Raw genomic sequence first — 25,466 nt, 5'->3', positions numbered from 1 at the left:
GCACCTCCGCCGCTGTCGCCGAGCCGCCTGCCCGTCCGGGACGTCGAGAGCGCCTTCGTCAGGTCGCCTTCAGCGAGGCGAGGACGTCGAGGTAGTGCGGGTTCTTCATGACCCCCAGCACGTTGCCGAACGGGTCGACCACCGCCGCGGTGATGAACCCCTCGTCCCCGTGCGGAGTGATGGGCTGGTACTCGGTGGCTCCCAACGCCAGCAGCCGCTCGACTGTCGCATCGAGGTCGTCGACGCACCAGTGCATGACCACGCCGCCGGGCCCGGTCGTCGCGCCGGCCGGTGCGTACCTGCTGTCGATGATGCCCAGCTCGGCCTGGTAGTCCCCGATGCGGAACTCGGTGTAGGCCGGGCGTCCGTCGGGGCCGGGGCGCATGAAGTACGCCTCGATGCCAAGAAAGTCCGCGTACCAGGCGGTGGCCGCTTCCACGTCGTCCGCCCAGATGTTCAGGGTGGCGAATCCTCGCAGGCTCATCAGGTGTCCTCTCGTCGATGTCGTCGGTGTTGACGCTATCGACGATCGCGGAAGGTTTGCTTCCGCAATGACCGGCGGGTCACGACCGGGTCGAGTCGCGGGCCGCATTTTTCCCCTGTACCCGGGTAGTCGCCGCCATTGGCCGGTACGGATGGCGGGGGACAGCGTGGACAGCTACCCGGCAGTCGAGGACCACGGTCTGATCGGTGATCTCCAGACCGCGGCACTGATCAGCACGGACGGTACGGTCGACTGGTTCTGTGCGCCCCGCTTCGACTCGCCGAGCGTCTTCGGCGCGCTGCTGGACCGCCGCAACGGCGGCCACTTCCAGCTCTCGCCCGACGGCGTCGACTACACGAGCAAACAGCTCTACCTGCCCGGTACTCCGATCCTGATCACGCGCTTCCACAGCGCCGACGGTGTCGGTGAGCTGTTGGACTTCATGCCGGTCACCGGTGCGGAGGCCACCGACCGGCACCGGTTGATCCGGCTGGTTCGGATGGTCCGAGGGAGCATGCGGTTCCGCTTCCACTGCCACCCCCGGTTCAACTACGGGCGCGATGCGTACGAGCTGGAGGTGCACCCCGAGGGCGACGTCTTCCGGAGCCCGACGATGACCTTCACCCTGGCAGCCTTCAAGAACTCGCTCCGCGAGTTCGACACGAGGGACATCAAACGGGACACCGACGGCGTGTCCGCGTCGTTCACCCTGCACGCCGGCGACATCGGCGGGGTGACCCTGGAGACGGCCTGCCCGCACGCGCCCCGAGCACTCACCACCGACGAGGCGTGCGATCTGCTCGCCGAGACCCGCGACTACTGGCGGCGGTGGGTGGGCGGTTCCCGGTACAAGGGCCGCTGGAGGGAGGTGGTCGAGCGGTCGGCGATGACCCTCAAGCTGATGACGTACGCACCGACCGGCGCCCTGGTCGCCGCGCCCACCGCCGGGCTGCCCGAGCAGATCGGCGGGCAGCGGAACTGGGACTACCGCTACACCTGGATCCGGGACGCGTCCTTCTCCGTGCACGCGCTGCTGCGCCTGGGCTTCACCGACGAGGCCGAGAAGTATCTGCTCTGGCTCGACGCGCGCATCCGTGAGGCACGGGACGGCAACCTTCCCCTGCAGATCATGTACCGCATCGACGGCTCACCGGACCTCCGCGAGGAGGTGCTGGGTCACCTGGAGGGATACCGCGGCTCCGCGCCGGTGCGGATCGGCAACGGCGCCGCGGGCCAACTCCAACTCGACATCTATGGCGAGGCGCTCGTCTCGTTGGAGCTCGCCGACCGCAACGGGCTGATCGCGCCGTACGAGGGGTGGCGCAAGACGGCCGGGCTCATGGACTGGCTCTGTGCGCACTGGGACCAGCCCGAGGACGGCATCTGGGAGACCCGTTCCGGCCGGCAGGACTTCACCTACGGTCGGGTGTTGTCCTGGGTCGCGCTGGACCGGGCCATCCGCATCGCGCGACGCCGGGGCCGACCCGGCGACATCGCTCGCTGGTCCGCTGAACGTGACGCCATCTACGAGCAGGTGATGACCCGTGGGTTCAACCAGGAACGTCGCGCGTTCGTGCAGCACTACGGGTCCGACATCCTGGACGCGTCGCTGCTGGCGATGCCGGGGCTGAACTTCATCTCGCCGACCGACCCGATGTGGGAGTCGACGCTGCGGGCGATGGACACCGGCCTGGTCTCCGACAGCCTGGTCTACCGCTACGACCCGAAGGCCTCGCCGGACGGTCTCGCCGGCACCGAGGGCACCTTCAACATGTGCACCTTCTGGTACGTGCAGGCGCTCGCCCTGGCCGGTCGGATCGACGACGCCCGGTTGACCTTCGAGAAGATGCTCACCTACAGCAACCCGCTCGGCCTCTACTCCGAGGAGATCGCACCGACCGGTGAGCAGATCGGCAACTTCCCGCAGGCGTTCAGCCACCTCTCGCTGATCAGCACGGCGGCCCACCTCGACGACCTGCTCGACAAGCAGGGTTGACCGGTCGGGTCAGAACAGCGTCAGCGGCTCGACCGGGATCGGCTCGGGCAACGCGTCGAGCCCGGGTACGCGTGCTCGTACCTCGTCGTGGAACCGGCGGGCGAGCGCCGGCGCGTCGGCGTTGTCCGGGGTGTGGATGAACATCGTCGGCGAGCGCCCCTCGCGGAGCCAGGTGACTGTCACGTCGATCCAGCGCTGCCACCCCTCGACGGTGCGCGTCGGGTCGTCGCGACCGAGGTAACGGACGATCGGCCGGTCGGTCAGCGCGAGGGACCGGAGTGGCACGCGGGGCTTCTTGGTCCAGGCGTCCCGCTCCGCGTCGCTGGTCGGTGGGCTGGCGAAGAAGGCTGTCGTGTCGAAGGGGATCCACTCGGCGCCTGCGGCGGCGAGGGTCGCCCCGAGCAGTCGGGTCGCGTGGGCGTCGGTGAAGAACGCGGGATGGCGGACCTCCACCGCGTACCGGTGGGACCGCGGAAGCTGTTCCAGGAAACGGCCCAGGGCCGGGACGTCGGCGGGCGCGAACGAGCCGGGCAGTTGGATCCAGAGCGCGTGGGCGCGCGGGCCGAGCGGTTCGATGGCGTCCAGAAAGGCGTGCAGCGGTTCGTCGACGTTGGTGAGCCGGCGTTCGTGCGTGATGACCTTGGGAAGTTTGAGGACGAACCGGAAGTCGGGACCCGTCTGGGCGGCCCACGAGGCCACGGTGTCCCGGGCCGGGGTCGCGTAGAACGTGGTGTTGCCCTCCACGGCGTCGCACCAACTGGCGTAGTGCCGCAGGCGCTCGGTGGGCGGCAGCCGGTGGCCCGGCCACGACCGGTGACTCCACATCGCGCACCCCACGTGCAGACGCATGACCGCCCTTCCCGCCGGTGACCGCGCTCGACCGGAGCCCACCGTATACGGGCCGGCGGACCCGGCCGGGCCCACGGTGCGGCAGGTAGGGTCCGACGCCATGCGTGTGCTGTTCGCCAGTCTTGCGTCCGTCGGTCACACCTACCCGCTGGTCCCGCTGGCGATCGCCGCCCGAGAGGCCGGGCACGAGGTCCACTTCGCCGCCGGTCCAGAGGTGCACCCGCCGCTCGCCGCGCACGGCCTGCGGCCGTTCCGGCCCGGCGACGCCTTCTACGAGGTGTACGCCGAGGATCTCGCACCGGAGCTGGTGCGGCTGCGGCCCGACCTGGTGGTGCACGAGTGGGGGCTACCGGGGGCGGCCGTGGCGGCTCACCGGGCCGGCATCCCTGGCCTGTGGCACGGGTTCGGCCGGATGTTTCCCGAGGGCATCGGCCTGGAGCTGCCGACCGGGAACGCCGAGGTCGTCGGCCGGCCGCACCTGGACATCTGGCCGCCCTCGCTCCAGGACGAGAACTTCCTCGCCACGGAACGTCGGATCGAGCTGCGACCGGTCGCCTTCTCCACACCGGCCCCGCTGCCCGAACGGGTGAGCCGTCGCACGTCCCGGCCGTTGATCTATCTGACCCTCGGCACCGCGTTCGGCACGCCGGAGCTGCTGCGCACCGCCATCGCCGGCCTGGCGGCGCTGGACGCCGACGTGGTGGTCGGGGCGGGCCGGGTACCGCTGGAACAACTGGGGGAGATCCCTGACCGCGTCAGCGTGCACCAGTGGGTGTCGCAGGCGGAGTTGCTGCCGCTCGTCGACCTGGTGGTGCACCACGGAGGTAGCGGTACCACCCTCGGCGCGCTGGCGGCCGGCGTACCGCAGTTGCTGCTGCCGCAGGGCGCCGACCAGTTCGCCAACGCCGACACTCTCGCCGCCGCCGGCGTCGCAGTGCGGCTCCTCCCCGGCGAGGTGGACGCGGTTGCCGTCGCCGAGCTGGCGCACCGCCTGCTGCCGGGGCGGGGCCAGGTCGCGCAGCGCGACGCGGCCCGCCTGATCGCCGAGGAGATCGCCGGCATGCCCTCGCCGACGGCCGTCGCTCGACTCCTGCCGGAGTACGCCGCCTGATTGGACGCGACATCGTCAACTCAGGGTTGACGACACGAGTGCGTCAACCTATGGTTGACGCATGACAGATCCTCTCCAGATGGGTAACACCGTCAAGCTCGACGACCTGATCCAGGCGATCAAGACGGCGCACACCGACGCGCTCGACCAACTCACCGACGCGGTCATCGCCGCCGATCACCTCGGCGAGGTCGCCGACCATCTGATCGGGCACTTCGTCGACCAGGCCCGGCGCTCCGGCGCCTCCTGGACCGACATCGGCCGCAGCATGGGGGTCACCAAGCAGGCCGCCCAGAAGCGCTTCGTGCCGAAGGCGACCGACGCGGCCGCGCTCGACCCCAACGCCGGCTTCGGCCGGTTCACCCCGCGCGCCCGCAACGTGGTGATGGCCTCGCAGGAGGAGGCCCGGGCCAGCGGCAACGCCGAGATCGGCCCCGAGCACCTGGTGCTGGGTCTGCTGGCCGAGCCGGAAGGGCTGGCCGCCAGGGTGATGGCTGGTCGCGGCGCCACCCCCGAGGTGGTACGGGAGGCGGTCGCTGCCGTCCTCCCGCCACGGGCCGAGCAGGTTCCGGACCTCATCCCGTACGACACGCGCGGCAAGAAGGCGCTGGAGCTGACCTTCCGGGAGGCGCTGCGCCTCGGGCACAACTACATCGGCACCGAGCACATGCTGCTCGCCCTGCTGGAGCAGGAGGACGGGGCCGGCGTGCTCACCAACCTCGGCCTGGACAAGGCGACGGTCGAGGCCGACCTGGCCGCCGCCCTCGCCGCCGCCGTCGGAAAGAAGTGAGAACCGGAGGTCAGGACGCCTCAGGGAAGCCGTAACGCAGGGCGTGCTCCGGATCGGCAGGGTCGATCTGGCGTACGCCCGCGTCGGCGAGGCGCTTGTTGACCTCGTCGAGTTGCTCGCGCACCAGGCGGGCCTCCTCCTCGGTGACCCGACCCCGGTGTGGCTTGCCGGCGTGCTCCAGCGTGCCGTAGTCGATCTTCTCGGTGGTCTTGCGGGCCTTGGGCGGGCGGACCCGCTCGGCCGTCTTCAACAGCTGCGCCATCGGCACGTCGGTGGCCATCGCGTCGAACTCGCTGGCGGTGAGCACCACCCGGCGGGGCTCGCCGCCACCGTGCCGGTCGTGGATCTCCACCACCGCCACGTCCAGCGCGGCGTCGTCGATGTTCTCCACCTCGCCCGGGGTGGCGTCCAACTGCACGGGCCCGGCGACCAGGTCCGGGTGCTCCAGCACGACGACGCGGACCACCTCGTCGTCCTGCTGCAGAACCGTGCCGGTGAAGTCGGAGACGTGGATCGTCTTCTTGCCCATGCGCGGAGCTTCTCCTGTCGTAGGCCGGGATGGCGGACCACAAGAAATTACCCGACAGGTGTGCGAAAGCCGCCGCTGGACCTCTCCGGTGTGTCGCCCCGGGCGAACGTCACAGGCTGCCCGTCGGTGCCACCCACTCGGTGGTGCGTCAGTGGTTGTTCAGGCGGTGCCTACTGGAGCTGCCGACGGACAGTTTGTTCAGGCCGGCCCACGACAGGGCGCCGCCGCCGATCGTCCGAGGGTTCCGGTAGCGCGGCTGGGGCGGATTGCCTCCGACGGCCTCCGCCGCCTGCCAGAGTCGCTCGGGGTCCTGCTGGTAGTGGTCGCTCGGCTGAATCGGCATGCGTTCACCGTCCCAAACAAAGGTGTCCAGATATGGAAATACATATGACGGTCGATCCGCCCGCCCGGTTCCCGCACCCCTTTCCCGCTCGGCCCTGACGTATCCTGCGCCCGACCCTGCCGTCCGGCGTACGGTGATCGACGACGGGTCGGGTGACGGGGAGGTGCGCATGCTCGACCGGCGACTTCACCTGCACCTGGCCACCTGGCTCGGCCAGTGGCCGGCCGGGCCGGGGTTGCACGTGGTCGCCTCGCAGCGGCGGGCCGAACCGGCCTGGGACGGCCGGCTACGCCCCGCGCTGGCCGTGGACACCGGGCAGAGCGCAGTGCTTTCCGTGGCGCCGGATCGTGTGGCGGAGATCCGTGCGTTGGTTCGCCGTACGCCGGCTCGCTTGCTCGCCGCGTTGCCGGAGGCCGTCGGTCGGCCCGAATTCTGCGTACACGACGGCCCCTTCCGGTGGAGCCTGAAGCCCGCTCCGCTGCCCGACGTGGGGGAGTGGACCGAACCGACCGCCACCGGGCTGCCGCCGTGGCTGCGACTCTTCGACCGGCCGGTGCTGGTGGTCCGTGACCCGGACGGCGCCTATCTGGCCGGTGCCGGGATCAAGCGGCACGACGCGTACGGGCACGAGCTGGCCGTCGGCACCGTGCCTGCCGCCCAGGGGCGCGGCCTCGCCCGTCGGCTGGTGGCCCAGGCGGCGCGGCGGGTGCTCGACGAGGGGGCCGTCCCCACCTACCTGCACGAGCGGGACAACCACGCCTCGGCGCGGGTCGCCGAAGCGGCCGGCTTTCCGGACCGGGGCTGGCGCGCGTACGGGGTCTATCCGCGCTGAGCGGGCAATGGGCGCGGACCGTGGATCCCGGGCCGGATCCACGGTCCGCAACCTCCCCCCAGGTCCCCGGTTCCGGGTGTAGCGGCACCGCCAGCGGCGTGCCGCCACGTGTCGATCACGCTACGTATCGAACAGGCTCGGGGCAAGGTTGAAGCTGTCGGTTCGGAGTGTCGAAAAGTGGACTTGACCTGCTGCTTCGCCGGCCGAAGGAGGTCGGCCGATCAGTGACGGAGCGTGCGAATCAGGTCGAGCACCTGTCGGGTCACCGGCCGCAGGACCCGGAGCCGGGACAGCGCCACGAGCCGGTCGATCAGTGGCACGGCCCCGTCGATGAGCTGGCGGGTCTTGGTCTGGCCCGGCGATCTGTCGTGCACCCAGTAGAGGATGACGCCCATGTACGCGAGCCAGAGCAGCTCGGGCAGTTGTGGACGCAGCTCCGCGTCGACCTTGGCCGTCGAGCCGGTCAACACCTCGCCGAACAGGTCGATGGCCGCCTGTCGGGGGCCGGAGGACTCCGCGGAGAAGGGGCTCAGCGGGGAGGTGGGCTCCGCCGCCGTCTTGAAGAAGGTCGCCGCGAATCCGTGTGAGGGGGTCAACACGTCGATCCCCGCGTGCAGCACTCCGGCGAGCCGAGGGCCGAACGCCTCCTCCCGATCGAGCACGGGCTGCGCGGCGGCCCGGTGCTCGACCTGGGACTGGGCATAGAACTCCTGAATCAGGTGGTCCTTCGAACCGAAGTAGTAGTAGGCGTTGCCGACCGCCACGCCGGCCTCCTGCGCGATCGCCCGCATGGTGGTCTGGGCGTATCCGCGTTCGCGGAACAGCCGCATCGCGGTGTCCCGGATCAGCTGCCGGGTCTGCTCGCCTCGGGCGGTGGCTGGGTCACCCGCAGTGGTCGTCTGCGCAGGCTGCTCGGTCATCGGGGTCACCGTATCCCGCCGGTTCGTCGGTCGGCTCGGCCCACGGGTCGCGGATCCGCTCGCGGATCGCCGAGGCGGCGGCCACCGTCTGCCGGGCCAGGGGCAGCAGGTGCGGCCGGGCCAGCCGCTCGGCAGTGGACCGATGGTCGGTCAGCGCCCAGAGGCAGGCGAACCAGGCGCCGTCGCCCGCGTACACCTCGCCGGTGTCGGCGATCACTGTGAGGTCGCGCAGCGTCGCGTCGTGGTCCAGGCCGGGGAAGCGCCGCCGGGCCTCGGCGGACCCGGCCGGCACGAACTCCAGGGGTACGAGCTGGGCGCGGGACGACAACCAGCGGCGGGCGGCGCGGCAGAGCGGGCAGGCCGCGTCGAACAGGACGGTGAACCCCCGGATCCCACCGCCGGAGTGCGCGGTGGGATCCGGGAGCCGACCGACGCCGTCGGTCGGGGGCACCGTCATCGGGTTGGTGGGTTGTTCGTCGGGCCGACGCCCGGCTGCGGGCCAGCCGGGTGGGGTCCGGCCGGGTGGGGTCCGGCCGGGTGTGCGCCGGTCGGCTGCGGTCCGCCCGGGTACGCGCCGACCAACTGCGATCCGGGAGGGGCGGACGGCATGGGGAGTCGGCCGATCGGGGCGATCGGGGGGTGGGTGGCGAGCTGGCGGAGTCGGTTTCGGCGGTAGCGGCCGAGCGCGAAGACGTTGAAGAAGTGCAGTGCGCCGAGCACCAGCAGCACCAAGCCGATCTTGAGAGACAGCTCCTCCATTGCCTGGCTGGTCGAATCGACCGGGTCGGAGTGCTTCATCGCCACAGTGACGTAGCCGAGGTTGAGCAAATAGAAGCCGACCACCAGGAGGCTGTTGACCGCTTGGGCGAGTCGCTTCTCGGCGAACACCTCCTCCAGGAAGACCAGCCCGTTGCGGGACAGCGCTCGAGCCACCCAGATGGTCAGGCCGACGCTGACCGCGAGGTAGATCACGTACATCCAGACCTTGATGTCCATGTGGACGCCCTTCTTGAACGCGTTCAACTACCGATGTCATCAGAGTAGGACCGATGTTGAACATGTTCAAGAAGTGGTGACCAGTGACTGTGGACACTCTGGTGGGCGATGGAGGCGCGACATCCGGCCGAGCGTTTCAGCCCGGCCGGGAAACGCCGTGGGTCAGCCGGCCAGGCCGAGCACCTCGGCCGCCGCGCGACCGTTGGCGTGGCTCGCGCCGTACGTGGTGACGAAGGCGCGCACGCCCGCGGGCCGCCACTGTGCCGGCCAGCCCATCTCCACCACTGTCACAGGGTGCTGGGCCGCCAGGTCGGCGATCAGCTCCGGGCCGCCGGGCAGCCGGTGCAGGTGTCGCCCGACCAGCACGATGGGACGGTCGCCGGCCAGTCCGCGCAGCGTGGCCGGGTCGGTCTCGGCGGCGATCACCCGGATCTCCGGCGCCCCGTGCAGGTGCGGACCGAGGCCCCACGGCACCCGACCCTCGGCGATCGTCGACTCGGTGTGTAGCTGCACCACCAGTGGCTGGTCCAGGCCGGTGAGCACACCGTCCACCCGGACCGCTCGACGCGCTGCCGCGTACCCCAGCTCGGGGTCGCCGGTGGCCGGCGACCCGCTGGCGGCCCGGGTCCAGGCGGCGAGACCGGCGGCGCGGCCGGCCGCCTCCTCGACCCGCGCCCTCGCCAGCCGGCCGTCGGCGAGCGCGTCGACGATCTCGGCGGCCACCCGCTCGACCAGTTCGGCGTCGACCTTCGCGCCGATGCAGAGCAGGTCTGCACCCGCGCCCAGGGCCCGGACCGCAGCAGGCCCGACCCCGCCGGCGGCCACCGCGGCACCCTTCATCTCCAGCGCGTCGGTGATGACGGTGCCGGTGAAGCCGTACTCGGTGCGCAGCAGGTCGACCAGGACGGCCCGGCTGAAGGTGGCCGGGTCGGCGCCGGTGAGCGCCGGCACCCGGATGTGCGCGGTCATCACGGCGCGCGCCCCGGCGGCGACGATGGCCGCGAACGGCGGTAGATCCCGCTGGCGGAGCAGGCCCAGCGGAGCGTCCACAGTGGGCAGCTCGTGGTGGGAGTCGGTGACGGTGGCGCCGTGCCCCGGGAAGTGCTTGGCGCAGGCGGCCACGCCGGCGGCCTGCAACCCGGCCACTGCGGCGGCCGAGTGGGCGGCCACCCGCACCGGATCCGCGCCGAAGGACCGAGTGCCGATCACCGGATTGTCGTCGGCGGTGTTGACGTCGACGGTGGGAGCGAGGTTGACGGTGATGCCGAGCGCGGCCAGTTCGGCGCCGATCGACTGGTAGACCCGTCGGGTGAGGGCCACGTCGCCGATCGCGCCCAGGGCGGCGTTGCCGGGGTACGGGCTGCCAGTGGCGTGCGCCAGCCGGGTCACGTCGCCGCCCTCCTCGTCGATCGCGATCAGCGCGTCCGGCCGACCGGCGCGCAGCGCGGCGGTGCTCGCCGCCACCTGCGCGGGGTCGTGCACGTTGGTGCCGAACAGGGTGTGCCCGGCCAGCCCGTCGGCCAGCAGGTCGACCGCCCAGTCCGGCGGGACCGGTCCCGGGTACGCGGCCAGCAGCGTGCCCAGCGCGAGCCGGCGCAGTCCTGGATCCAACCCCACGTGCTTCCCCCTTCGGTGCCCCCGCGAGTACGAAACGTCGTACCGGTGGTGGTCTTGGCCCTGCCGACTCGGCGGAGCGTCCCACCGTCGAGTGGCCGTTACGCTACGGCTACCCGTTCGCAGGTCGGTTTACAGTTAGCAAAGTTTACTAAAACTAGAGGACGTGTCATGAGTGCGACCCGGCTGCCCGGCACCCCCCGTCTGTTGCGGGCGCTCAACGACCGTGCCGCGCTGGAGCTGCTCCTCGAACGCGGCCCGCTGACCCGGGCTCGACTCGGCGAGCTGACCGGGCTGTCGAAGGTCACCGCCTCGCAACTGGTCGAGCGGCTGGAGGAGCGCGGCCTCGTCGCGCGGGTCGGCGAGCAGGCCGGCGGGCGAGGGCCGAACGCCCAGCTCTACGCCGTCCGCCCAGGCAGCGCGCACGTGGTCGGCGTGGACGTCGGGCCGGACCGGGTGGTGGCCGCGTGCGCCGACATCACCGGAGCTGTCATCGGTCGGGTGGAGCAGTCGACCCGGGACACCGACGACCCGGTGGGCGTGGTGCACAACGCCGTCGTGCAGGCGGCGAGCAGCGCCCAGGCGCAGCTCAGCAGCGTACGACGGATCGTGCTCGGCACCCCGGGCCTGGTCGACCCCGGCACCGGCGACATCACCTTCGCCTTCAACCTGCCGCGCTGGCACAGCGGTCTGCTCGCCGCGTTGCGGGACGACCTGCACACGCCTGTGGTCTTCGAGAACGACGTCAACCTGGCCGCGGTGGCCGAGGCGCAGTCCGGCGCAGCGCAGGGGCTGTCGGACTTCGTGCTGGTCTGGGTGGGTGCCGGCGTCGGCCTGGCGATCATGCTGGGCGGGCGGTTGCACCACGGCAGCAGCGGCGCCGCCGGCGAGATCGGCTACCTGCCGGTGCCCGGCGCGCCCATCCCACGTGACGTGTCCCGCCGCGCCAAGCCGGCCTTCCAGCAGTTGATCGGCGCGGACTCGGTGCGCGCGGTGGCCCGCGAGCACGGCTACCCGGACGCCGACGCCGCCGAGGCGGTCCGCGCGGCCGTCGCGGCCGGCGCCGACGGCGGCCCGATGCTCGACGAACTGGCCCGTCGGCTCGCGCTCGGCGTGGCCAGCACCTGCGTGGTGCTGGACCCACCGCTGGTCGTGCTCGCCGGCGAGGTCGGCCAGGCCGGTGGCGCGGCGCTCGCCGACCGGGTGCAGCAGGAGGTCGCGGCGATCACCCTGGTCCAGCCGCGAGTGGTGCCGACCGGGCTGACCGAGGAGCCGATCCTGCACGGCGCGCTGCGCACGGCACTGGACGCGGTGCGCGACGAGGTGTTCGGCTCCACCGTCGGCTGAGCCCGCTGCGGCGGTCATGTGAAGGAATATTTCACCGCGCTCCCACAGCTTGCAAGCTCTTGCCGCCTGCTGGTCGGACCCGGCCCACCGGGCCGCCCATCGGAGGACGGGCAGCCCGGTGAAAGCCTCAGATCAGGTCACGGCGACGGAACACGGCGAACGCCGCCGCGGTCAGCCCGCCGGCGAGCACGAGCAGCACCAGCAGCGACGACCCCCAGCTGATCGTGTAGAACGAATCGCAGTTGAGGCCGGTGCTGCCCGTGCAGAGCCGTTCGTCGTAGAACCGCGCACCGCCGTTGAGCCACGCCCCGATGTGGCTGGAGAGCATGAACAGGTCCGACTTCCGCGCGTCGACGATCTCCAGGACCAGCCGGGCGCCCAACTCCCAGACCACCGCGTACGCGGCGAACGCGCCGAGCGCCGCCGACGTGTGCCGACCCAGCGTGGCGATCGCGAAGCCCAACGCGGAGGCCAGCAGCACCAGCACCAGGCCACGGCCGTGCACAGCGCCGAGCGAACTCCAGAAGTCGCCGTCCAGCCGGCCCGGCAGCCCGGCGGTCTGCCCGATCACCCAGAACGTGGCGAGGTAGGCCACCGACGCCAGCACGGCCAGGGCCAACACCGTACCGAGCAGGGTGCCCAACTTGGCCGCGAGCACCGTCACCCGGCGCGGTCGCCAGAGCAGCAGGTTCACCACCCCGCCCGAGGTCAGATCCGCGCCGATGTAGGAGGCGCCGACCAGGAACCCGAACAGCACCAGGAACGCGATGAGGAAGTACAGCAGTGGCTGTGCCTGCTCGGCGAAGCTGAACACACCCGGCAGGAAGTCGGCGGGGATCGGCAGCCGGTCCTGCCGGATCGGGTCGATCTCCGAGCAGTCGCTGGGGAAGTACCTGTCCGTGTCGGCCGGCAAGGTGCCGTTCTGGCGGGCCAGGCACTCCTGGTGGCTGGCCTCCATGTCGCGCCGCGCCTCGGCGGCCTGCGCCCGCGCCGAGTTCAGCTCACTCACGCTGGGCTTGTGGGAACCGGCCAGCGTGGTCGCCGCCGTGACGGCGAACGCCAACACCAACAGGACGAGCATGAGCTGCACGAAGCGACGCGCGGACAGTCGCTCCAACTCGGCACGCACCAGGTTCACGCGTCCACTCCCCGATCGAGGTCGATCACAGCTTCGCCCTGCGGCAGCGACGGGTCGCCGCCCTGCCGGGGCACCGACGGATGCTCGTACGCGCCGGTCAGCTCCAGGAAGACGCTCTCCAGATCCGGCCGCAGTGGCGTCAGCTCGCCCACCCACAGACCCTGCTCACCGAGCGCCCGGCTGATCGCCGTCGGGTCGCTCACCCCGCTCACCACCAACGCCCCGCCGTCCACCACCGCCGTCAGCTCGGCCGCGTGCAGCAGCTCGACGGCCCGCTCCGGCTCGGCCACCCGGACCAGGAACTCGTGCCGGTCGTGGCCCGCCAGCACCTCGTCCACCCGACCGGTCGCGACCCGCCGCCCCCGAGAGATGATCGTGACGTGGTCGCAGATCAGCTGAATCTCGCCCAGAATGTGACTGGACACCAGCACTGTCACCCCGTTGGCCGCCAGCGACCGCATCAGGTCCCGCATCTCCCGGATGCCCGCCGGGTCCAGCCCGTTCGCCGGCTCGTCGAGGATGAGCAGACGCGGGTCCTTCAACAGCGCGGACGCCACCGCCAGACGCTGCTTCATGCCCAGCGAGTAGCCCTTCACCCGCTCATCGCCCCGGTCGTTCAGGCCCACCAGATCCAGCACCTCGTCCACCCGCGAGACCGGCACACCACCGGCGCGGGCCAACAACCGCAGCGTCCGGTAGCCGGTGAAGTTGCCGAAGAACTGCGGGCTCTCCACGATGGCGCCGACCTGACCCGCAACCCGGGGCAGCAACTCCGGCGACGGTTCGCCGAGCACCGTCATCCGGCCGCTGTCGGCGCGTACCAGCCCGAGCAGGGCCCGCAGGGTGGTGGTCTTGCCCGAGCCGTTGGGGCCCAGGAAGCCGTGGACCTGGCCCGCCTCGACCAGCAGGTCGAACCCGTCCACCGCCACCCGTCGGCCGCTGCGCAGGCTGCGGAAGGTCTTGCGCAGACCCTCGATCTCGATGACCGCGCTCATCTGCGCGGCTCCGTACGTCGGCGGGGCATGGGCCGTCCTTCGGGCTTGGTGATCAATGACACGGCGCTTCACCCTATGGCTGAGGTGCCGCCCATGGGGGGCACCCCGGCGCTGCGTGGTTGGATGGTGTCGTGACTGGTGACCTGATCCCCGGCGCTGCCGGCGCCGCGCCTGCCGCCGCTTTCGTGGACCCGGATCTGGTGGTCAGCCTCGACGGCGTCGGCGTACGCCGCTCTGGCACCGCCCTCCTGCAGGACCTGACCTGGCGCGTCGAACTGGACGAGCGGTGGGTGGTGCTCGGCTCCAACGGCGCCGGCAAAACCACACTGCTCAACCTCGCCGCCGGTCGGCTGCACCCCACCACTGGTGTCGCGCACGTGCTCGGCGAGCGGATCGGCCGCACCGACGTCAACGAGCTGCGTACCCGGATCGGCCTCACCACCGCCGCGATCGCCGAGCGGCTGCCCGCCGACGAGCGGGTCAGCGACGTGGTGGTGACCGCCGCCTGGTCGGTGGTCGGCCGCTGGCGGGAGAACTACGACCGTGGCGACGAGGCGCGGGCGCGGGCGCTGCTGAGTCAGCTCGGCGTCGGTGGCCTCGCCGAACGCCGCTACGGCACCCTCTCCGAGGGTGAACGCAAGCGGGTGCAGATCGCCCGTGCCCTGATGACCGACCCGGAGCTGCTGCTGCTCGACGAGCCCGCCGCCGGGCTCGACCTGGGTGGTCGGGAAGACCTGGTCGCCCGACTGGCCGAGCTGGCGTACGACCCGGACGCCCCGGCGATGGTGCTCGTCACCCACCACGTCGAGGAGATCCCGCCCGGGTTCACCCACGCGATGCTGCTGCGCGAGGGTGGGGTGGTCGCCCAGGGCCTGCTCGCCGAGACGCTGACCGGTGACAACCTCTCCAAGACCTTCGGGCTGCCGCTCGTGGTCGAGCGGTCGGGCGACCGCTTCACGGCTCGCGCCGCCTGAGCGTCGGACAGACGGAGACGGCCGTGCCGCAGACCCGGGTTGCCGTGGTGGGAAGCGCCAACATGGATCTGGTCGCGATGGCGCCCGCGCTGCCTCGACAGGGCGAGACCATCCTCGGCACCGACTTCGTGATGGTGCCCGGGGGCAAGGGCGCCAACCAGGCCGTGGCCGCGGTCCGGGCCGGCGCCTCCTGCGCCTTCCTCGGCGCGATCGGCTCGGATGCCTTCGGCGTCACGCTCAAGGCCCGCATCACTGCGGCCGGCGTGGACACCAGTCAGCTTCGCGTGGTCTACGGCGCCTCCGGAGTGGCGCTGGTGATGGTCAACGCCCAGGGGGAGAACGCCATAGTGGTCACCCCCGGCGCGAACGACGCCCTGGTCGGCCTCACCGACGAGGAGCTGACCACTGTGCGCGCGGCGGACGTCCTCGTCGCCCAACTGGAGATCCCGGTGCAGACAGTGACCGCCGCCGCTGTGGCCGCCCGCGAGGCCGGCACCAGGGTCATCCTGAACGCCGCCCCGGCGCGGGACCTCCCACCCGAGCTGCTCGCCGCCGTGGACCTGCTGGTCGCCAACGAGGGCGAGGCGCAGGCGCTCGCCGGCCGGGGTCGGGAGGAGCCGCGCGCGCTGCTCGACCTGACCCCCCGGGCCGTGCTCACTCTCGGCGGTGAGGGTGCCTGGTACGTCGACCGGGACGGCACCGAGGTGCACGTGCCGGCGGTACCTGTCGACGTGGTCGACTCCACCGCCGCCGGTGACGCTTTCACCGCCGCGCTGGCCGTCGGCTGGGGCGAAGGACGCGACCTGGTCGACGCGGTGCGCTGGGCGTCGGCGGCCGGCGCTGCCTGCGTCCGCAAGCTCGGCGCCTCGGTGGCGCTACCGCGCCGCGCCGAGATCGACGAGCTGTACGTACCGGCCTGACCGCAGCCGCCGCACACCGGTCGACTCGCCCGTGCGGGCCGGTCGTCAGCCGACGGGCTCGTCGGTGAGCTTCTCGCCGCGTCGGCGCAGCATGCCCAAACCTGGGATGCCGGCCACGGCGAGCTTGAGGTCGCGGGTCACGTCGAGCAGGTCGTGCAGGTCCGGCCCGACCCGGTCCAGCGTGGCCAGAATCGGCAGGATGTCCGCCGTCAGGTGTTCCTTGAGCTTCGGCAACTCGTCGATCAGGTGGATCGCCGCGCTGATCTCCTCGTGACTGAGCTCCTCGACGAACCGCCCGGCCATCGGCGCGGCCCGGCGCAGCGCCGGCTCGTACGCGGCCAGCAGCTCGGCCGCCGTGGCGGCGGCCTCCGTCGCGGTGCCCACGGTGGCGGCGGCGCGGTTAGCGACACGGTCGGCCTCGGCGACCACAGTGCTCGCGGCCCGGGACACCCGTTCCGCCTCGGCGACCACCACGGCGGCGGCGGTGGCCACCTCGGTCGCCGTGTCGATGGCGGTGGTCGCGGCGGCGCTGATGACGGCCACCTCGCGGACCGCCGCCTCGGCGTCGGTGAGCACCTGGTCGGTCCGGTCCAGTGTCGTCTCGATCCGGTCGACCACGCCGTTGATCCGGGCCAGCAGCGCCTCCACCCCGTCCAGCACCGCGAACGCGCGGGCGGGCACGGCGGCCATCGAGGTGGCCGAGCCGAGCGCCTGGTCGAGAGCGGAGCGGGTCAGGCCGACCACGGCGGCCGGGGTGGGGAGGGGAATCGCCATGGGATCAAGTGTGCGTCGGCCGTGCCACAACCGCCCGACGGAGCCGGTCAGCGGGGTCGTCGACCGGCGGTGTCGGCGCGGGCCACCCGCAGCGCCCACCAGATCAGCGGTGCCTGCAACGGCACCCGGCCGTACGCGATGGCCCGCTTCGTCGGGCGTCGGTGCCGCCAGTCCACTGCCATCTTCACGTTCGCCGGCAGGACGGCGACGAAGAGCGCGGCGGCGGCCCGACCGCCGGCCCGCCGGGTGCCGGGGTTCGCGACCGCCGCCGCCACCGCAAGTTCGGCCACCCCGCTGGCGTACGTCCAGAACCGGGCCGGGCCGGGCAACGCGCGCGGCACGATCGGGTCGTAGACGCCGGGGCGTACCAGATGGGTGACGCCGGCCGCCGCGAGCAGGCCGGCCAGGGCGACGGCCTCGCCGCGGCGGTTGGTCATCGATGGTCCCCCTGCTGTTCGACGGCGCGCTGCACGGCCCGGTAGATCTGCCCGAACCGTAGCGCGTCCGGGGTGCGCACCAGCAGGTCCTCCCGACCGTGGTGCTGCACCCACAACTCGTGCACATGGTTGCCGCGCTCGTAGGAGCGGTCCAGCCAACCCAACGGGATTTCCAGGAACGGCATCAACGCCAGCGCACCCACCGCGCAGGCGGCGAGGATGATCAGCGCCAACTGCCAGTTGCCCCGGTCCTGCGCGGACCAGGCCAGTGACAGCACGCAGACCACTGCGACCAGCGGCGGCAGCGAGAGCAGCAGGACCAGGACACCGCGCCCCAGCACACGGCCGCGGACGGCGAGGGTCTTCTGCCCCCGGTCGTGCCAGACGAACGTCACGTCGGACAGGGCGATCACGTGACCGCCCGCCCGGATCGACTCGGAGGTCACCTGCACCGCGTCGTCCCGGTAATAGAGGGTCATCACTAAGCCTAACCACCGCCAGGCAACCCTCGCCTCGCTCGGACCTTGGCACGTGGCTTCTTTCGCAGAGGATCGGCCAGTCTGCGCAGAGGATTCGACGGAGGCCGTCCGGCGGGGTAGAGGTGATGTTGCAGTGGTCCTTTGGAGCTGAATCGTCTGCGACATCACGCGCCGCCTTGCGGCCTTGAGGCACAGAGGCACAGAGCACAGCGGCGCCGCAAGGCCAGTGGTCCGATTCGTTTGTGATATCAGCTCCATAGGCACTACAGGAAGGCTGCGCCCGCTGCGCCCCGCCTGGCTCGGCGAGCGCGGTCGCTGCGCAGGTCCCACCGGTGACGGCCGGCCCCGGTCAGTCGGGAGTCGGGAGGTGACGCGGAACCAGGCTGGCTAGCGGCGCGTGACGGGGTGGGCCGGCTGGCTGTGCTCGACCGCGCGCTGCACCGCCCGGTAGATCTGCCCGAAGCGCAGCGCGTCTCCGGTGCGCAGCAGACGCACCGGCTGACCCCGCCAACGGGCCCAGATCTCCAGTTGGCGGCTGCCCCGGGCGTACGAGCGGTCCAGGTGTTCGAAGAGGAAGTCGGCGACCGGCCCGACGGCCAACCCGACCAGCACCGACGCGCCGACGATCGCGATGGTCACTGTGGGTGAGCGGTGCAGCCAGACGGCCACGCCGATGCCGAGCACCGCCGCGACCAGCGGGCCGGCGAGCGCGGCGCCGATCGCACCCCGTCCCACCAGCACGCGCCAGGAACGGGTGCCCCGGCGGTGCCAGATCATGGTGATGTCGGCCAGCTTGTAGCTGCGACCGTCGACACTGACGGTGGTGGAGGTGACCTGTACCGACCTGTCGTCGTAATACGTGATCATGGCTGGACTCCCGCCCACGGGGCTGACACCACACTACTTACCCAAACGAGCCGGGTCGTAAGGTTGGCACGCGACTTCGACGAGGAAGTGAGGGCAGCGTGGGCGAGTTCGTTCGGCTGGAGACCACTGACGGCATCGGCACGATCCGGCTGGAGCGGCCGCCGATGAACGCGCTCAACACCCAGGTGCAGGAGGAGTTGCGCGCCGCCGCCACGGCGGCCACCGCCGATCCCGAGGTCCGCGCCGTCATCGTGTACGGCGGGGAGAAGGTCTTCGCCGCCGGCGCCGACATCAAGCAGATGGCCGATATGTCCTACGTGGACATGGCCGACCGGGCGGCGAACCTGTCCAGCGCGCTCGGCGCGATCGCCCGGATCCCCAAGCCGGTGGTCGCCGCGATCACCGGGTACGCCCTCGGTGGCGGCTGTGAGCTGGCGTTGGCCTGTGACTGGCGGGTCGTCGCCGAGGACGCCAAGCTCGGCCAGCCGGAGATCAAGCTGGGCATCATCCCGGGCGCGGGCGGCACCCAGCGGCTGGCCCGCCTGGTCGGCCCGGCCCGCGCCAAGGACCTGATCATGTCGGGGCGGATGGTGGACGCGCAGGAGGCGCTGCGCATCGGCCTGGCCGACCGGGTCGCCCCGGCCGCCGAGGTGTACGACACGGCCGTCGCGCTGATCACTCCGTACCTGACCGGCCCGGTGCAGGCGCTGCGCGCGGCGAAGCTGGCGGTCGACGGCGGCCTGGACATGGATTTGAACTCGGGCCTGGCCTGGGAGAGTCAGCTCTTCGCGGCGCTGTTCGCCACCGACGACCGGCGCGAGGGCATGGCGGCCTTCGTCGAGAAGCGCAAGCCGGGCTTCACCGGCCGCTGATCCGTCGCTTCCCGCCCCGACGGCCCCCTGACCTCGGCGACGTCCACTGGCCGGGGCCACGGTCGCACTGCCAAGTGACTGGCCGGTAACCTGTGATCCCGGCCACGGACGATGGGAGCGACATGACGGAGCGGATCGAGGGTCACGGCGGCGAGTTGGCGCTCGCGGCACTACGCGCGCACGGCGTACGGGAGATGTTCACGCTGTCCGGCGGGCACGTCTTCCCGCTCTACGACGCCGCGTACAAGACCGACTTCCCGATCTACGACGTCCGGCACGAGCAGTCCGCGGTCTTCGCCGCCGAGGCGGTGGCCAAGCTCCAGCGCCGCCCCGGCCTCGCCGTGCTCACCGCCGGGCCCGGTGTCACCAACGGCATCTCCGGCATGACCAGCGCGTTCTTCAACGCCTCGCCGGTGCTGGTGCTCGGCGGGCGCGCGCCCGCGTTCCGCTGGGGCTCGGGCAGCCTCCAGGAGATGGACCACCTGCCGCTGGTCGCACCGGTCACCAAGCACGCCGAGACGGTGTTCAGCACCGACGACATCCCGCGTGCGGTGGGTGCGGCGCTCAACGCCGCGCTCACCCCGCACCGCGGCCCGGCCTTCCTCGACTTTCCGCTGGAGACGGTCTTCTCGGTCGCCGAGGCCGAGCTGCCGACCGTGACCGGTGTCGACCCGATCGCCCCGGACCCGGAGGAGGTCGGCCGCGCGGCGATGCTCATCGCCGGGGCGCAGCGGCCGGTCATCATCGCCGGCTCCGACGTCTACGCGGGCGACGCTGTCGCCGCGCTGCGCGAGGCGGCAGAGGCGTTGCAGGTGCCGGTCTTCACCAACGGCATGGGTCGCGGCTCGCTCCCGCCGGAGCACCCGCTGGCGTTCGCCAAGGCCCGCCGGGCCGCGCTCTCCGGCGCCGACGTGGTCGTGGTGGTGGGCACCCCGCTGGACTTCCGGCTCAGCTTCGGTGACTTCGGTGACGCCAAGGTGGTGCACATCGTCGACGCCCCCAGCCAGCGGGCGACGCACGTGCAGCCGGCCGCCGCCCCCGCCGGTGACCTGCGCCTGATCCTGTCCGCGCTGGCCGATCACTCCGGTGACCGGGCCGACCACTCCGACTGGATCGCCGACCTGCGTGTCGCCGAGGACGCGGCGAAGGCTCGGGACGCCGCCGAGATGGCCGCCGAGACCGACCCGATCCGCCCGGCCCGGATCTACGGCGAGCTGCGTCGGGCGCTCGCCCCGGACGCGATCACCATCGGCGACGGCGGCGACTTCGTGTCGTACGCCGGGCGGTACCTGGAGCCGGCCCAGCCCGGCACGTGGCTGGACCCGGGCCCGTACGGCTGCCTGGGCACCGGCATGGGGTACGCGATGGGCGCCCGGGTCAGTCACCCGGACCGGCAGATCTGCGTGCTGATGGGCGACGGCGCTGCCGGCTTCTCGCTGATGGATGTCGAGTCGCTGGTCCGCCAGAAGCTGCCGGTGGTGATCGTCGTCGGCAACAACGGCATCTGGGGGCTGGAGAAGCACCCGATGCGAGCCATGTACGGCTACGACGTGGCCGCCGATCTCCAGCCGGAGCTGCGGTACGACACGGTGGTCAGCGCGCTCGGTGGGGCGGGGGAGACGGTCGCCAAGGCGGCCGATCTGGGCCCGGCGCTCCAGCGGGCGTTTGACTCCGGAGTTCCGTACCTGGTGAACGTGCTCACCGACCCGACCGACGCGTACCCCCGGTCGTCGAACCTGGCCTGAGTCGCACCCGCCGCCGCCGTCGTCATTCCTGCGCCGGCGGTGGCGGCGCGCTCACACCTCCGGTCGATCACCCTCGCGCGGCGGCTCACCGTCGCGGCGGCGCAGGTCGTCCTCGCGTCGCCGTAGGTCTTCCTCCCAGCGCTGGAAAAGCTCCTGGTCCTGCTGCTGGGCGCGTTCCTCGACGGAGCGCAGGAACTCCGGGTCGTCGTCGGGGGCCACCGGCCGAGGGCGCTGCCGCTCGCCGCCGCCGGTGCCGCCCGGCCAGCCCTTGTGGGCGCCGGCGCTGGGCTCCCGGCCGACGATGAACCAGGCGATCGAGCCGACCAGCGGGAAGAACAAGATGATCAGCACCCAGGCGATCCGGGGGAGGGCACGGATCTTGCCCTCCTCGGCGGAGAGGCAGCTGATCAGCGCGCAGACGGCGAGGACAATCTGCACCAGGAAGAGGAGTACGCCAAGCCGGGCCATGCACCCATGATGACGCACCGGCGCGCGTCACCACAGTCCGCGCAGCACCAGCAGCACTCCCAGTAACGCCAACACCACGGTGCCCGCCGTGACCAGGGGCAGTGTCCGGCCGCCGGTGCGGGCCGGCCCGGTGCCGGTGCCCCGTGGCCAGCAGAACATCAGCAGGGCCCCCCACACCAGAACGACGCCGCCGGCGATCAGCGCACCGATCGGGTCGCCGGTCGACGCCAGCCGGACGGCGAGCACGCTCACCACTGTCACAGTGAGCAGGGTGCGCCGCCAGGCCAGCCGGGTCCGCTCCGGTTGCAGCCCCGGGTCGCGTCCGGTGCTCACCGCCCGCCGACCGCCCGCATCAGGACGGCGACCACCAGCAGCAACGCGCCGACGCCGACGGCGAGCGCCAGGACGGCGGGGAACCGGGACGCGGGTAGCTCCTGACCGAGCCGGATGGCCCGCTCGGTACGCGCCCAGTGGTCCACCGCGCGGATCGCGACCGCCGCGCCGAGCAGCAGCAGCGCCACAGCGATCACCTCGCGCAGGTGGCCCATCGGCAGGGGTGGCAGGAACTGCGCGGCGGCCAACCCGCCCCCGACCAGCGCCAACCCGGTGCGCAGCCAGGCGAGGAAGGTGCGTTCGTTGGCCAGGGAGAAGCGGTAGTCCGGCGTTTCACCGACCGAGCCCAGCTCCGCCGGGTCGAACCACCGCCTGATCGCCTCCCACACAGTGGGAGATTATCCGCTTCCCATCCCGCTTAGCCTGGGCCGGTGACTGATCTCGACGTACAGACGCTGCGGACCGCCTACGACAACCAACTCCGCCCGGAGATCCCCGACCCGGTTCCGGCCGGGGTGACGGTGGAGCGGGACGGGCCGCTGGTCCGGATCTCCGGGCTCGATTCCGGTGGGTTCATCACGTACCGCGACCTGGGCGGGTTGACCGGCGACGCGCTGGACGAGCTGATCGCCCGGCAGGTGCGGTTGTGCAGTGAGCGGGGCGAGTCGGCGGAGTGGAAGCTCAACGAGCACGACGAACCGGCGGACCTGGCGGACCGCCTGCGCGCGGCCGGCTTCGTGCCGGAGGACCGGGAGACCGTCGTGGTCGGCCCGGTCGCGCCGCTGGCCGCCGCGCTGCCGGTCGTCCCCGAGGGGGTACGCCTGCGTGAGGTGACGTCCCGGGAGGACCTGGAGCGGATCGCCGCCATGGAGGAGGAGGTCTGGCAGGAGGACCGCTCGCACCTGGTGTGGGGCCTGGCGAAGGAGATCGACGCCGACCCGAACTCGATCACCGTCGTGGTGGCCGAGGCGGACGGGACTGTGGTGAGTGCCGGCTGGGTGCGGTTCCCGGCGAACACCGGCTTCGCCACCATGTGGGGCGGCTCGACCCTGCCGCAGTGGCGGCGCAGGGGCATCTACCGGGCGTTGGTCAACTACCGGGCGCGGCTGGCCGAGCAGCGGGGCCGGACGCTCATGCAGGTCGACTGCTCCGAGGACAGCCGGCCGATCCTCCAGCGGCTCGGCCTCGTCGCGGTCACCACCACCACCCCGTACGTCTACACTCCGTGATCATGGAGCAGCGGTTGACGGACGAGGAGCGGCTGACCCTCAAGACCGGTGCCTTCGGCGCCGTCTTCCTGGTCTCCAACGCCGACCCCGGTGTCCTGGGAGTGATCCGGGAGAGCATCGCCGCGTCCGGCGCGCTGGCCGACGCCAGTGGCACTGTCAAGGAGGCGCTGACCACCGGCCCGCTGCCGCGACTTCCCCGGGACTCGCAGCTGGAGATCGAGTCGGTGGTGCTGCCGGCGCTGGGGCGGGCGGTGCGGATCCTGCGCGAGAAGTCCCCACGGGACGTGGACGCGTACCGCGAACTGGTGTTGGCCGCAGCGGACCAGGTGGCCCGCGCGCACGACGGGGTGGCGCCCGCCGAGGCGGCGGCCATCGACCAGATCCGGGTCGCGTTGGCCGAGCCGGCCTGACCGGCCGCGCGTCGGTGAGCTGTGTCACTCTGAGTGCTGCGGGAGCGCAACCTACTGGCAGGTAACATTGCGCCGTGGGCAACTGCACAACCGCCCTCGGTTGACCTGGCGTCGACCGACGCGCGACGCTGCGCCCCAGACCGGGCGAGCGAATCGCAACACCACACAGGAGGGTCGTCGAAGCGCGATGAACATCGTCGTACTCGTCAAGCAGGTGCCTGATTCGGGCGCGGACCGCAACCTGCGCAATGACGACAACACCGTCGACCGCGGTTCGGCGAACAACGTGATCAACGAGATGGACGAGTACGCCATCGAGGAGGCGCTGAAGATCAAGGAGGCGCACGGCGGCGAGGTCACCATCCTGACCATGGGTCCGGACCGGGCGACCGAGTCGATCCGCAAGGCGCTCTCCATGGGCCCGGACAAGGCAGTGCACGTGCTGGACGACGCCCTGCGCGGCTCGTGCGCCGTCGCCACCTCGAAGGTGCTCGCCGCCGCGCTCGGTCAGCTCAATGCCGACCTGGTCATCTGCGGTGCCGAGTCCACCGACGGCCGGGTCCAGGTCATGCCGCACATGATCGCCGAGCGGCTGGGCGTCGCGGCGCTCACCGGCGCCCGCAAGCTCACCGTCGACGGCGCGACGCTGACCGTCGAGCGGCAGACCGAGGAGGGCTACGAGGTGGTCACCGCCGCCACCCCGGCCGTCGTCTCCGTCTGGGACACCATCAACGAGCCGCGCTACCCCTCCTTCAAGGGCATCATGGCCGCCAAGAAGAAGCCGGTGCAGACGCTCTCGCTGGCCGACCTCGGGGTCGCTGCCGACGAGGTGGGCTTCGACGGTGCCACCAGCGCCGTCGTCGAGCACACCAAGCGCCCCCCGCGCTCCGGCGGCGCCAAGATCACTGATGAGGGCGAGGGCGGCGTCAAGCTGGTCGAGTTCCTCGCCACCGAGAAGTTCGTGTGAGAGGGGGGTTCTGACATGTCCGAGGTTCTCGTCGTCGTCGAAGCCACGAAGGAATTCGGCGTCAAGAAGGTCACCCTGGAAATGCTCACCCTCGCGCGTGAGCTGGGCACCCCGAGCGCTGTGGTGCTCGGCGGCGCCGGCGCCGCCGAGGCGCTGAGCGGCAAGCTGGGCGAGTACGGCGCGGAGAAGATCTACGCCGCCGAGGGTGACGAGATCGACGGCTACCTGGTGGCCCCCAAGGCGACAGTGCTGGCCGAGTTGGTCAAGCGGGTGCAGCCGGCCGCCGTGCTGCTGGCGTCGGCCCAGGAGGGCAAGGAGATCGCCGCCCGGCTCGCCGTCAAGCTCGACAACGGCATCCTGACCGACGTGGTCGGCCTGGACGCCGACGGCACCGCGACCCAGGTCGCCTTCGCCGGCTCCACCATCGTCAAGTCCAAGGTCACCAAGGGCCTGCCGTTGGTCACCGTCCGGCCCAACTCGGTCACCCCCGCCCCGGCGGCGGCCACCCCGGCGATCGAGCAGCTCAGCGTGTCGGTCACCGACACCGACAAGCTGGCCACTGTCGTCGAGCGGGTCGCCGAGCAGAAGGGCTCCCGCCCCGAGCTGACCGAGGCCGGTGTGGTCGTCTCCGGCGGTCGGGGTGTCGGCAACGCCGACAACTTCAAGCTGGTGGAGGAGCTGGCCGACCTGCTCGGCGGCGCCGTCGGCGCGTCCCGCGCGGCAGTCGACTCCGGCTTCTACCCGCACCAGTTCCAGGTGGGCCAGACCGGTAAGACGGTCTCCCCGCAGCTCTACGTCGCCCTCGGCATCTCCGGTGCCATCCAGCACCGGGCCGGCATGCAGACCTCGAAGACCATCGTCGCTGTCAACAAGGACGGCGAGGCGCCGATCTTCGAGCTGGCCGACTTCGGGGTGGTGGGCGACCTGTTCAAGATCGTCCCGCAGGCCGCCGAGGAGATCCGCAAGCGCAAGTAGGCAACAGATACGTCAGTGGCCGCCCGTGCGAACGGGCGGCCACTGCCGTATGGGAGCTGATCGGCGAGCCGG

General features: G+C 71.6%; 30 protein-coding genes. 13 read left to right on the top strand and 17 right to left on the bottom strand.

Annotated elements, in window-relative coordinates; translation table 11 throughout:
- Positions 1-58 precede the first annotated feature (58 nt).
- Positions 59-484, bottom strand: coding sequence for a VOC family protein (locus tag OG598_RS20805; RefSeq protein ID WP_328650681.1), 426 nt, complete (start codon positions 482-484; stop codon positions 59-61).
- A gap of 166 nt (positions 485-650) precedes the next feature.
- Between OG598_RS20805 and OG598_RS20800 the strand changes: the two genes are divergently transcribed.
- Positions 651-2,480, top strand: coding sequence for a glycoside hydrolase family 15 protein (locus tag OG598_RS20800; RefSeq protein WP_328655390.1), 1,830 nt, complete (start codon positions 651-653; stop codon positions 2,478-2,480).
- Between the two features lie 9 nt (positions 2,481-2,489).
- Here OG598_RS20800 and OG598_RS20795 read toward each other — a convergent pair whose 3' ends face one another.
- Entirely contained in the window at positions 2,490-3,305 is an 816-nt protein-coding gene (locus OG598_RS20795) for a DUF72 domain-containing protein (RefSeq protein WP_328655389.1), read from the bottom strand.
- A gap of 124 nt (positions 3,306-3,429) precedes the next feature.
- On the opposite strand from OG598_RS20795, the gene OG598_RS20790 reads away from it, so the two are divergent.
- Together OG598_RS20790 and OG598_RS20785 are read left to right on the top strand one after the other, a co-directional pair.
- The gene (locus OG598_RS20790; RefSeq protein ID WP_328650680.1) at positions 3,430-4,440 is read left to right on the top strand and encodes a glycosyltransferase; all 1,011 of its coding nucleotides are present in this window, start codon (positions 3,430-3,432) and stop codon (positions 4,438-4,440) included.
- Between the two features lie 61 nt (positions 4,441-4,501).
- Complete coding sequence (locus OG598_RS20785; protein WP_328650679.1) at positions 4,502-5,230, top strand: Clp protease N-terminal domain-containing protein; 729 nt, start codon at positions 4,502-4,504, stop codon at positions 5,228-5,230.
- A 10-nt stretch (positions 5,231-5,240) separates the two neighbouring features.
- On the opposite strand, the gene OG598_RS20780 is transcribed toward OG598_RS20785, so the two are convergent.
- Positions 5,241-5,759, bottom strand: coding sequence for a hypothetical protein (locus OG598_RS20780; RefSeq protein ID WP_203122260.1), 519 nt, complete (start codon positions 5,757-5,759; stop codon positions 5,241-5,243).
- 148 nt (positions 5,760-5,907) lie between these two features.
- Positions 5,908-6,102, bottom strand: coding sequence for a DNA repair protein (locus tag OG598_RS20775; protein ID WP_328650678.1), 195 nt, complete (start codon positions 6,100-6,102; stop codon positions 5,908-5,910).
- A gap of 169 nt (positions 6,103-6,271) precedes the next feature.
- Between OG598_RS20775 and OG598_RS20770 the strand changes: the two genes are divergently transcribed.
- Positions 6,272-6,934, top strand: a complete 663-nt coding sequence (locus OG598_RS20770; protein WP_328650677.1) for a GNAT family N-acetyltransferase — start codon at positions 6,272-6,274, stop codon at positions 6,932-6,934.
- A 221-nt stretch (positions 6,935-7,155) separates the two neighbouring features.
- Here OG598_RS20770 and OG598_RS20765 read toward each other — a convergent pair whose 3' ends face one another.
- The 4 genes from OG598_RS20765 to OG598_RS20750 all read right to left on the bottom strand — a co-directional run bounded on the left by OG598_RS20765 (position 7,156) and on the right by OG598_RS20750 (position 10,467).
- Positions 7,156-7,854, bottom strand: a complete 699-nt coding sequence (locus OG598_RS20765; protein ID WP_112582130.1) for a TetR/AcrR family transcriptional regulator — start codon at positions 7,852-7,854, stop codon at positions 7,156-7,158.
- Positions 7,817-8,311 (bottom strand): thiol-disulfide oxidoreductase DCC family protein, encoded by a 495-nt coding sequence (locus OG598_RS20760; protein WP_328650676.1) that lies wholly within the window; start codon positions 8,309-8,311, stop codon positions 7,817-7,819. The genes OG598_RS20765 and OG598_RS20760 overlap by 38 nt, the downstream gene beginning before the upstream one ends.
- A complete protein-coding gene (locus OG598_RS20755) occupies positions 8,308-8,877 on the bottom strand; it encodes a hypothetical protein (RefSeq protein ID WP_328650675.1) in 570 nt (189 codons plus the stop codon). The genes OG598_RS20760 and OG598_RS20755 overlap by 4 nt, the downstream gene beginning before the upstream one ends.
- Before the next feature lie 135 nt (positions 8,878-9,012).
- Complete coding sequence (locus tag OG598_RS20750) at positions 9,013-10,467, bottom strand: glycoside hydrolase family 3 N-terminal domain-containing protein (RefSeq protein WP_328650674.1); 1,455 nt, start codon at positions 10,465-10,467, stop codon at positions 9,013-9,015.
- Between the two features lie 168 nt (positions 10,468-10,635).
- Here OG598_RS20750 and OG598_RS20745 point away from each other — a divergent pair, with 168 nt between their 5' ends.
- On the top strand, positions 10,636-11,811 hold the full coding sequence (locus OG598_RS20745) for an ROK family transcriptional regulator (protein ID WP_238670961.1): 1,176 nt from the start codon (positions 10,636-10,638) through the stop codon (positions 11,809-11,811).
- A gap of 127 nt (positions 11,812-11,938) precedes the next feature.
- Here OG598_RS20745 and OG598_RS20740 read toward each other — a convergent pair whose 3' ends face one another.
- The gene (locus tag OG598_RS20740) at positions 11,939-12,949 is read right to left on the bottom strand and encodes an ABC transporter permease subunit (RefSeq protein WP_328650673.1); all 1,011 of its coding nucleotides are present in this window, start codon (positions 12,947-12,949) and stop codon (positions 11,939-11,941) included.
- Positions 12,946-13,944 (bottom strand): ABC transporter ATP-binding protein, encoded by a 999-nt coding sequence (locus OG598_RS20735; RefSeq protein WP_328650672.1) that lies wholly within the window; start codon positions 13,942-13,944, stop codon positions 12,946-12,948. The genes OG598_RS20740 and OG598_RS20735 overlap by 4 nt, the downstream gene beginning before the upstream one ends.
- A gap of 131 nt (positions 13,945-14,075) precedes the next feature.
- Between OG598_RS20735 and OG598_RS20730 the strand changes: the two genes are divergently transcribed.
- Both OG598_RS20730 and OG598_RS20725 read left to right on the top strand, forming a co-directional pair.
- Positions 14,076-14,918, top strand: coding sequence for an ABC transporter ATP-binding protein (locus tag OG598_RS20730; RefSeq protein ID WP_091397101.1), 843 nt, complete (start codon positions 14,076-14,078; stop codon positions 14,916-14,918).
- 23 nt (positions 14,919-14,941) lie between these two features.
- The gene (locus OG598_RS20725; protein ID WP_328650671.1) at positions 14,942-15,838 is read left to right on the top strand and encodes a ribokinase; all 897 of its coding nucleotides are present in this window, start codon (positions 14,942-14,944) and stop codon (positions 15,836-15,838) included.
- A gap of 45 nt (positions 15,839-15,883) precedes the next feature.
- On the opposite strand, the gene OG598_RS20720 is transcribed toward OG598_RS20725, so the two are convergent.
- The 4 genes from OG598_RS20720 to OG598_RS20705 all read right to left on the bottom strand — a co-directional run bounded on the left by OG598_RS20720 (position 15,884) and on the right by OG598_RS20705 (position 18,395).
- The gene (locus tag OG598_RS20720; protein ID WP_328650670.1) at positions 15,884-16,612 is read right to left on the bottom strand and encodes a hypothetical protein; all 729 of its coding nucleotides are present in this window, start codon (positions 16,610-16,612) and stop codon (positions 15,884-15,886) included.
- 47 nt (positions 16,613-16,659) lie between these two features.
- Complete coding sequence (locus OG598_RS20715; protein ID WP_328650669.1) at positions 16,660-17,049, bottom strand: hypothetical protein; 390 nt, start codon at positions 17,047-17,049, stop codon at positions 16,660-16,662.
- Positions 17,046-17,528 carry a DUF6232 family protein gene (locus tag OG598_RS20710; protein WP_091393319.1) on the bottom strand — a complete coding sequence of 161 codons (483 nt, stop codon included), beginning with the start codon at positions 17,526-17,528 and terminating at the stop codon, positions 17,046-17,048. Before OG598_RS20710 ends, OG598_RS20715 begins: the two co-directional genes overlap by 4 nt.
- Before the next feature lie 387 nt (positions 17,529-17,915).
- On the bottom strand, positions 17,916-18,395 hold the full coding sequence (locus tag OG598_RS20705; RefSeq protein WP_328650668.1) for a DUF6232 family protein: 480 nt from the start codon (positions 18,393-18,395) through the stop codon (positions 17,916-17,918).
- Between the two features lie 98 nt (positions 18,396-18,493).
- Here OG598_RS20705 and OG598_RS20700 point away from each other — a divergent pair, with 98 nt between their 5' ends.
- Positions 18,494-19,267, top strand: coding sequence for an enoyl-CoA hydratase/isomerase family protein (locus tag OG598_RS20700; RefSeq protein ID WP_210781058.1), 774 nt, complete (start codon positions 18,494-18,496; stop codon positions 19,265-19,267).
- 122 nt (positions 19,268-19,389) lie between these two features.
- Positions 19,390-21,012 (top strand): acetolactate synthase, encoded by a 1,623-nt coding sequence (locus OG598_RS20695; protein ID WP_328650667.1) that lies wholly within the window; start codon positions 19,390-19,392, stop codon positions 21,010-21,012.
- 51 nt (positions 21,013-21,063) lie between these two features.
- Here the strand turns inward: OG598_RS20695 and OG598_RS20690 are convergent, their stop codons facing one another.
- Genes OG598_RS20690 through OG598_RS20680 form a run of 3 tightly spaced genes read right to left on the bottom strand, consistent with a single transcriptional unit; the run spans position 21,064 to position 22,202 of the window.
- Complete coding sequence (locus OG598_RS20690; RefSeq protein ID WP_328650666.1) at positions 21,064-21,480, bottom strand: PLD nuclease N-terminal domain-containing protein; 417 nt, start codon at positions 21,478-21,480, stop codon at positions 21,064-21,066.
- A 27-nt stretch (positions 21,481-21,507) separates the two neighbouring features.
- Positions 21,508-21,813, bottom strand: coding sequence for a DUF202 domain-containing protein (locus OG598_RS20685; protein ID WP_328650665.1), 306 nt, complete (start codon positions 21,811-21,813; stop codon positions 21,508-21,510).
- Complete coding sequence (locus tag OG598_RS20680) at positions 21,810-22,202, bottom strand: YidH family protein (RefSeq protein ID WP_328650664.1); 393 nt, start codon at positions 22,200-22,202, stop codon at positions 21,810-21,812. The genes OG598_RS20685 and OG598_RS20680 overlap by 4 nt, the downstream gene beginning before the upstream one ends.
- Before the next feature lie 42 nt (positions 22,203-22,244).
- Between OG598_RS20680 and OG598_RS20675 the strand changes: the two genes are divergently transcribed.
- From OG598_RS20675 to OG598_RS20660, 4 genes are all read left to right on the top strand, one after another.
- Entirely contained in the window at positions 22,245-23,042 is a 798-nt protein-coding gene (locus OG598_RS20675; protein WP_328650663.1) for a GNAT family N-acetyltransferase, read from the top strand.
- A complete protein-coding gene (locus OG598_RS20670) occupies positions 23,039-23,452 on the top strand; it encodes a hypothetical protein (protein WP_328650662.1) in 414 nt (137 codons plus the stop codon). The genes OG598_RS20675 and OG598_RS20670 overlap by 4 nt, the downstream gene beginning before the upstream one ends.
- A 187-nt stretch (positions 23,453-23,639) precedes the next feature.
- Positions 23,640-24,419 (top strand): electron transfer flavoprotein subunit beta/FixA family protein, encoded by a 780-nt coding sequence (locus OG598_RS20665; protein WP_328650661.1) that lies wholly within the window; start codon positions 23,640-23,642, stop codon positions 24,417-24,419.
- A gap of 15 nt (positions 24,420-24,434) precedes the next feature.
- Positions 24,435-25,394, top strand: coding sequence for an electron transfer flavoprotein subunit alpha/FixB family protein (locus OG598_RS20660; RefSeq protein ID WP_091393283.1), 960 nt, complete (start codon positions 24,435-24,437; stop codon positions 25,392-25,394).
- Positions 25,395-25,466: the final 72 nt, after the last annotated feature.

The organism is Micromonospora sp. NBC_00330, from assembly GCF_036136635.1.
GTDB classification, from domain to species: domain Bacteria; phylum Actinomycetota; class Actinomycetes; order Mycobacteriales; family Micromonosporaceae; genus Micromonospora; species Micromonospora salmantinae.
Note: the sequence above shows the minus strand (reverse complement) of the source record. Positions and strands in the feature narration are given on the sequence as shown.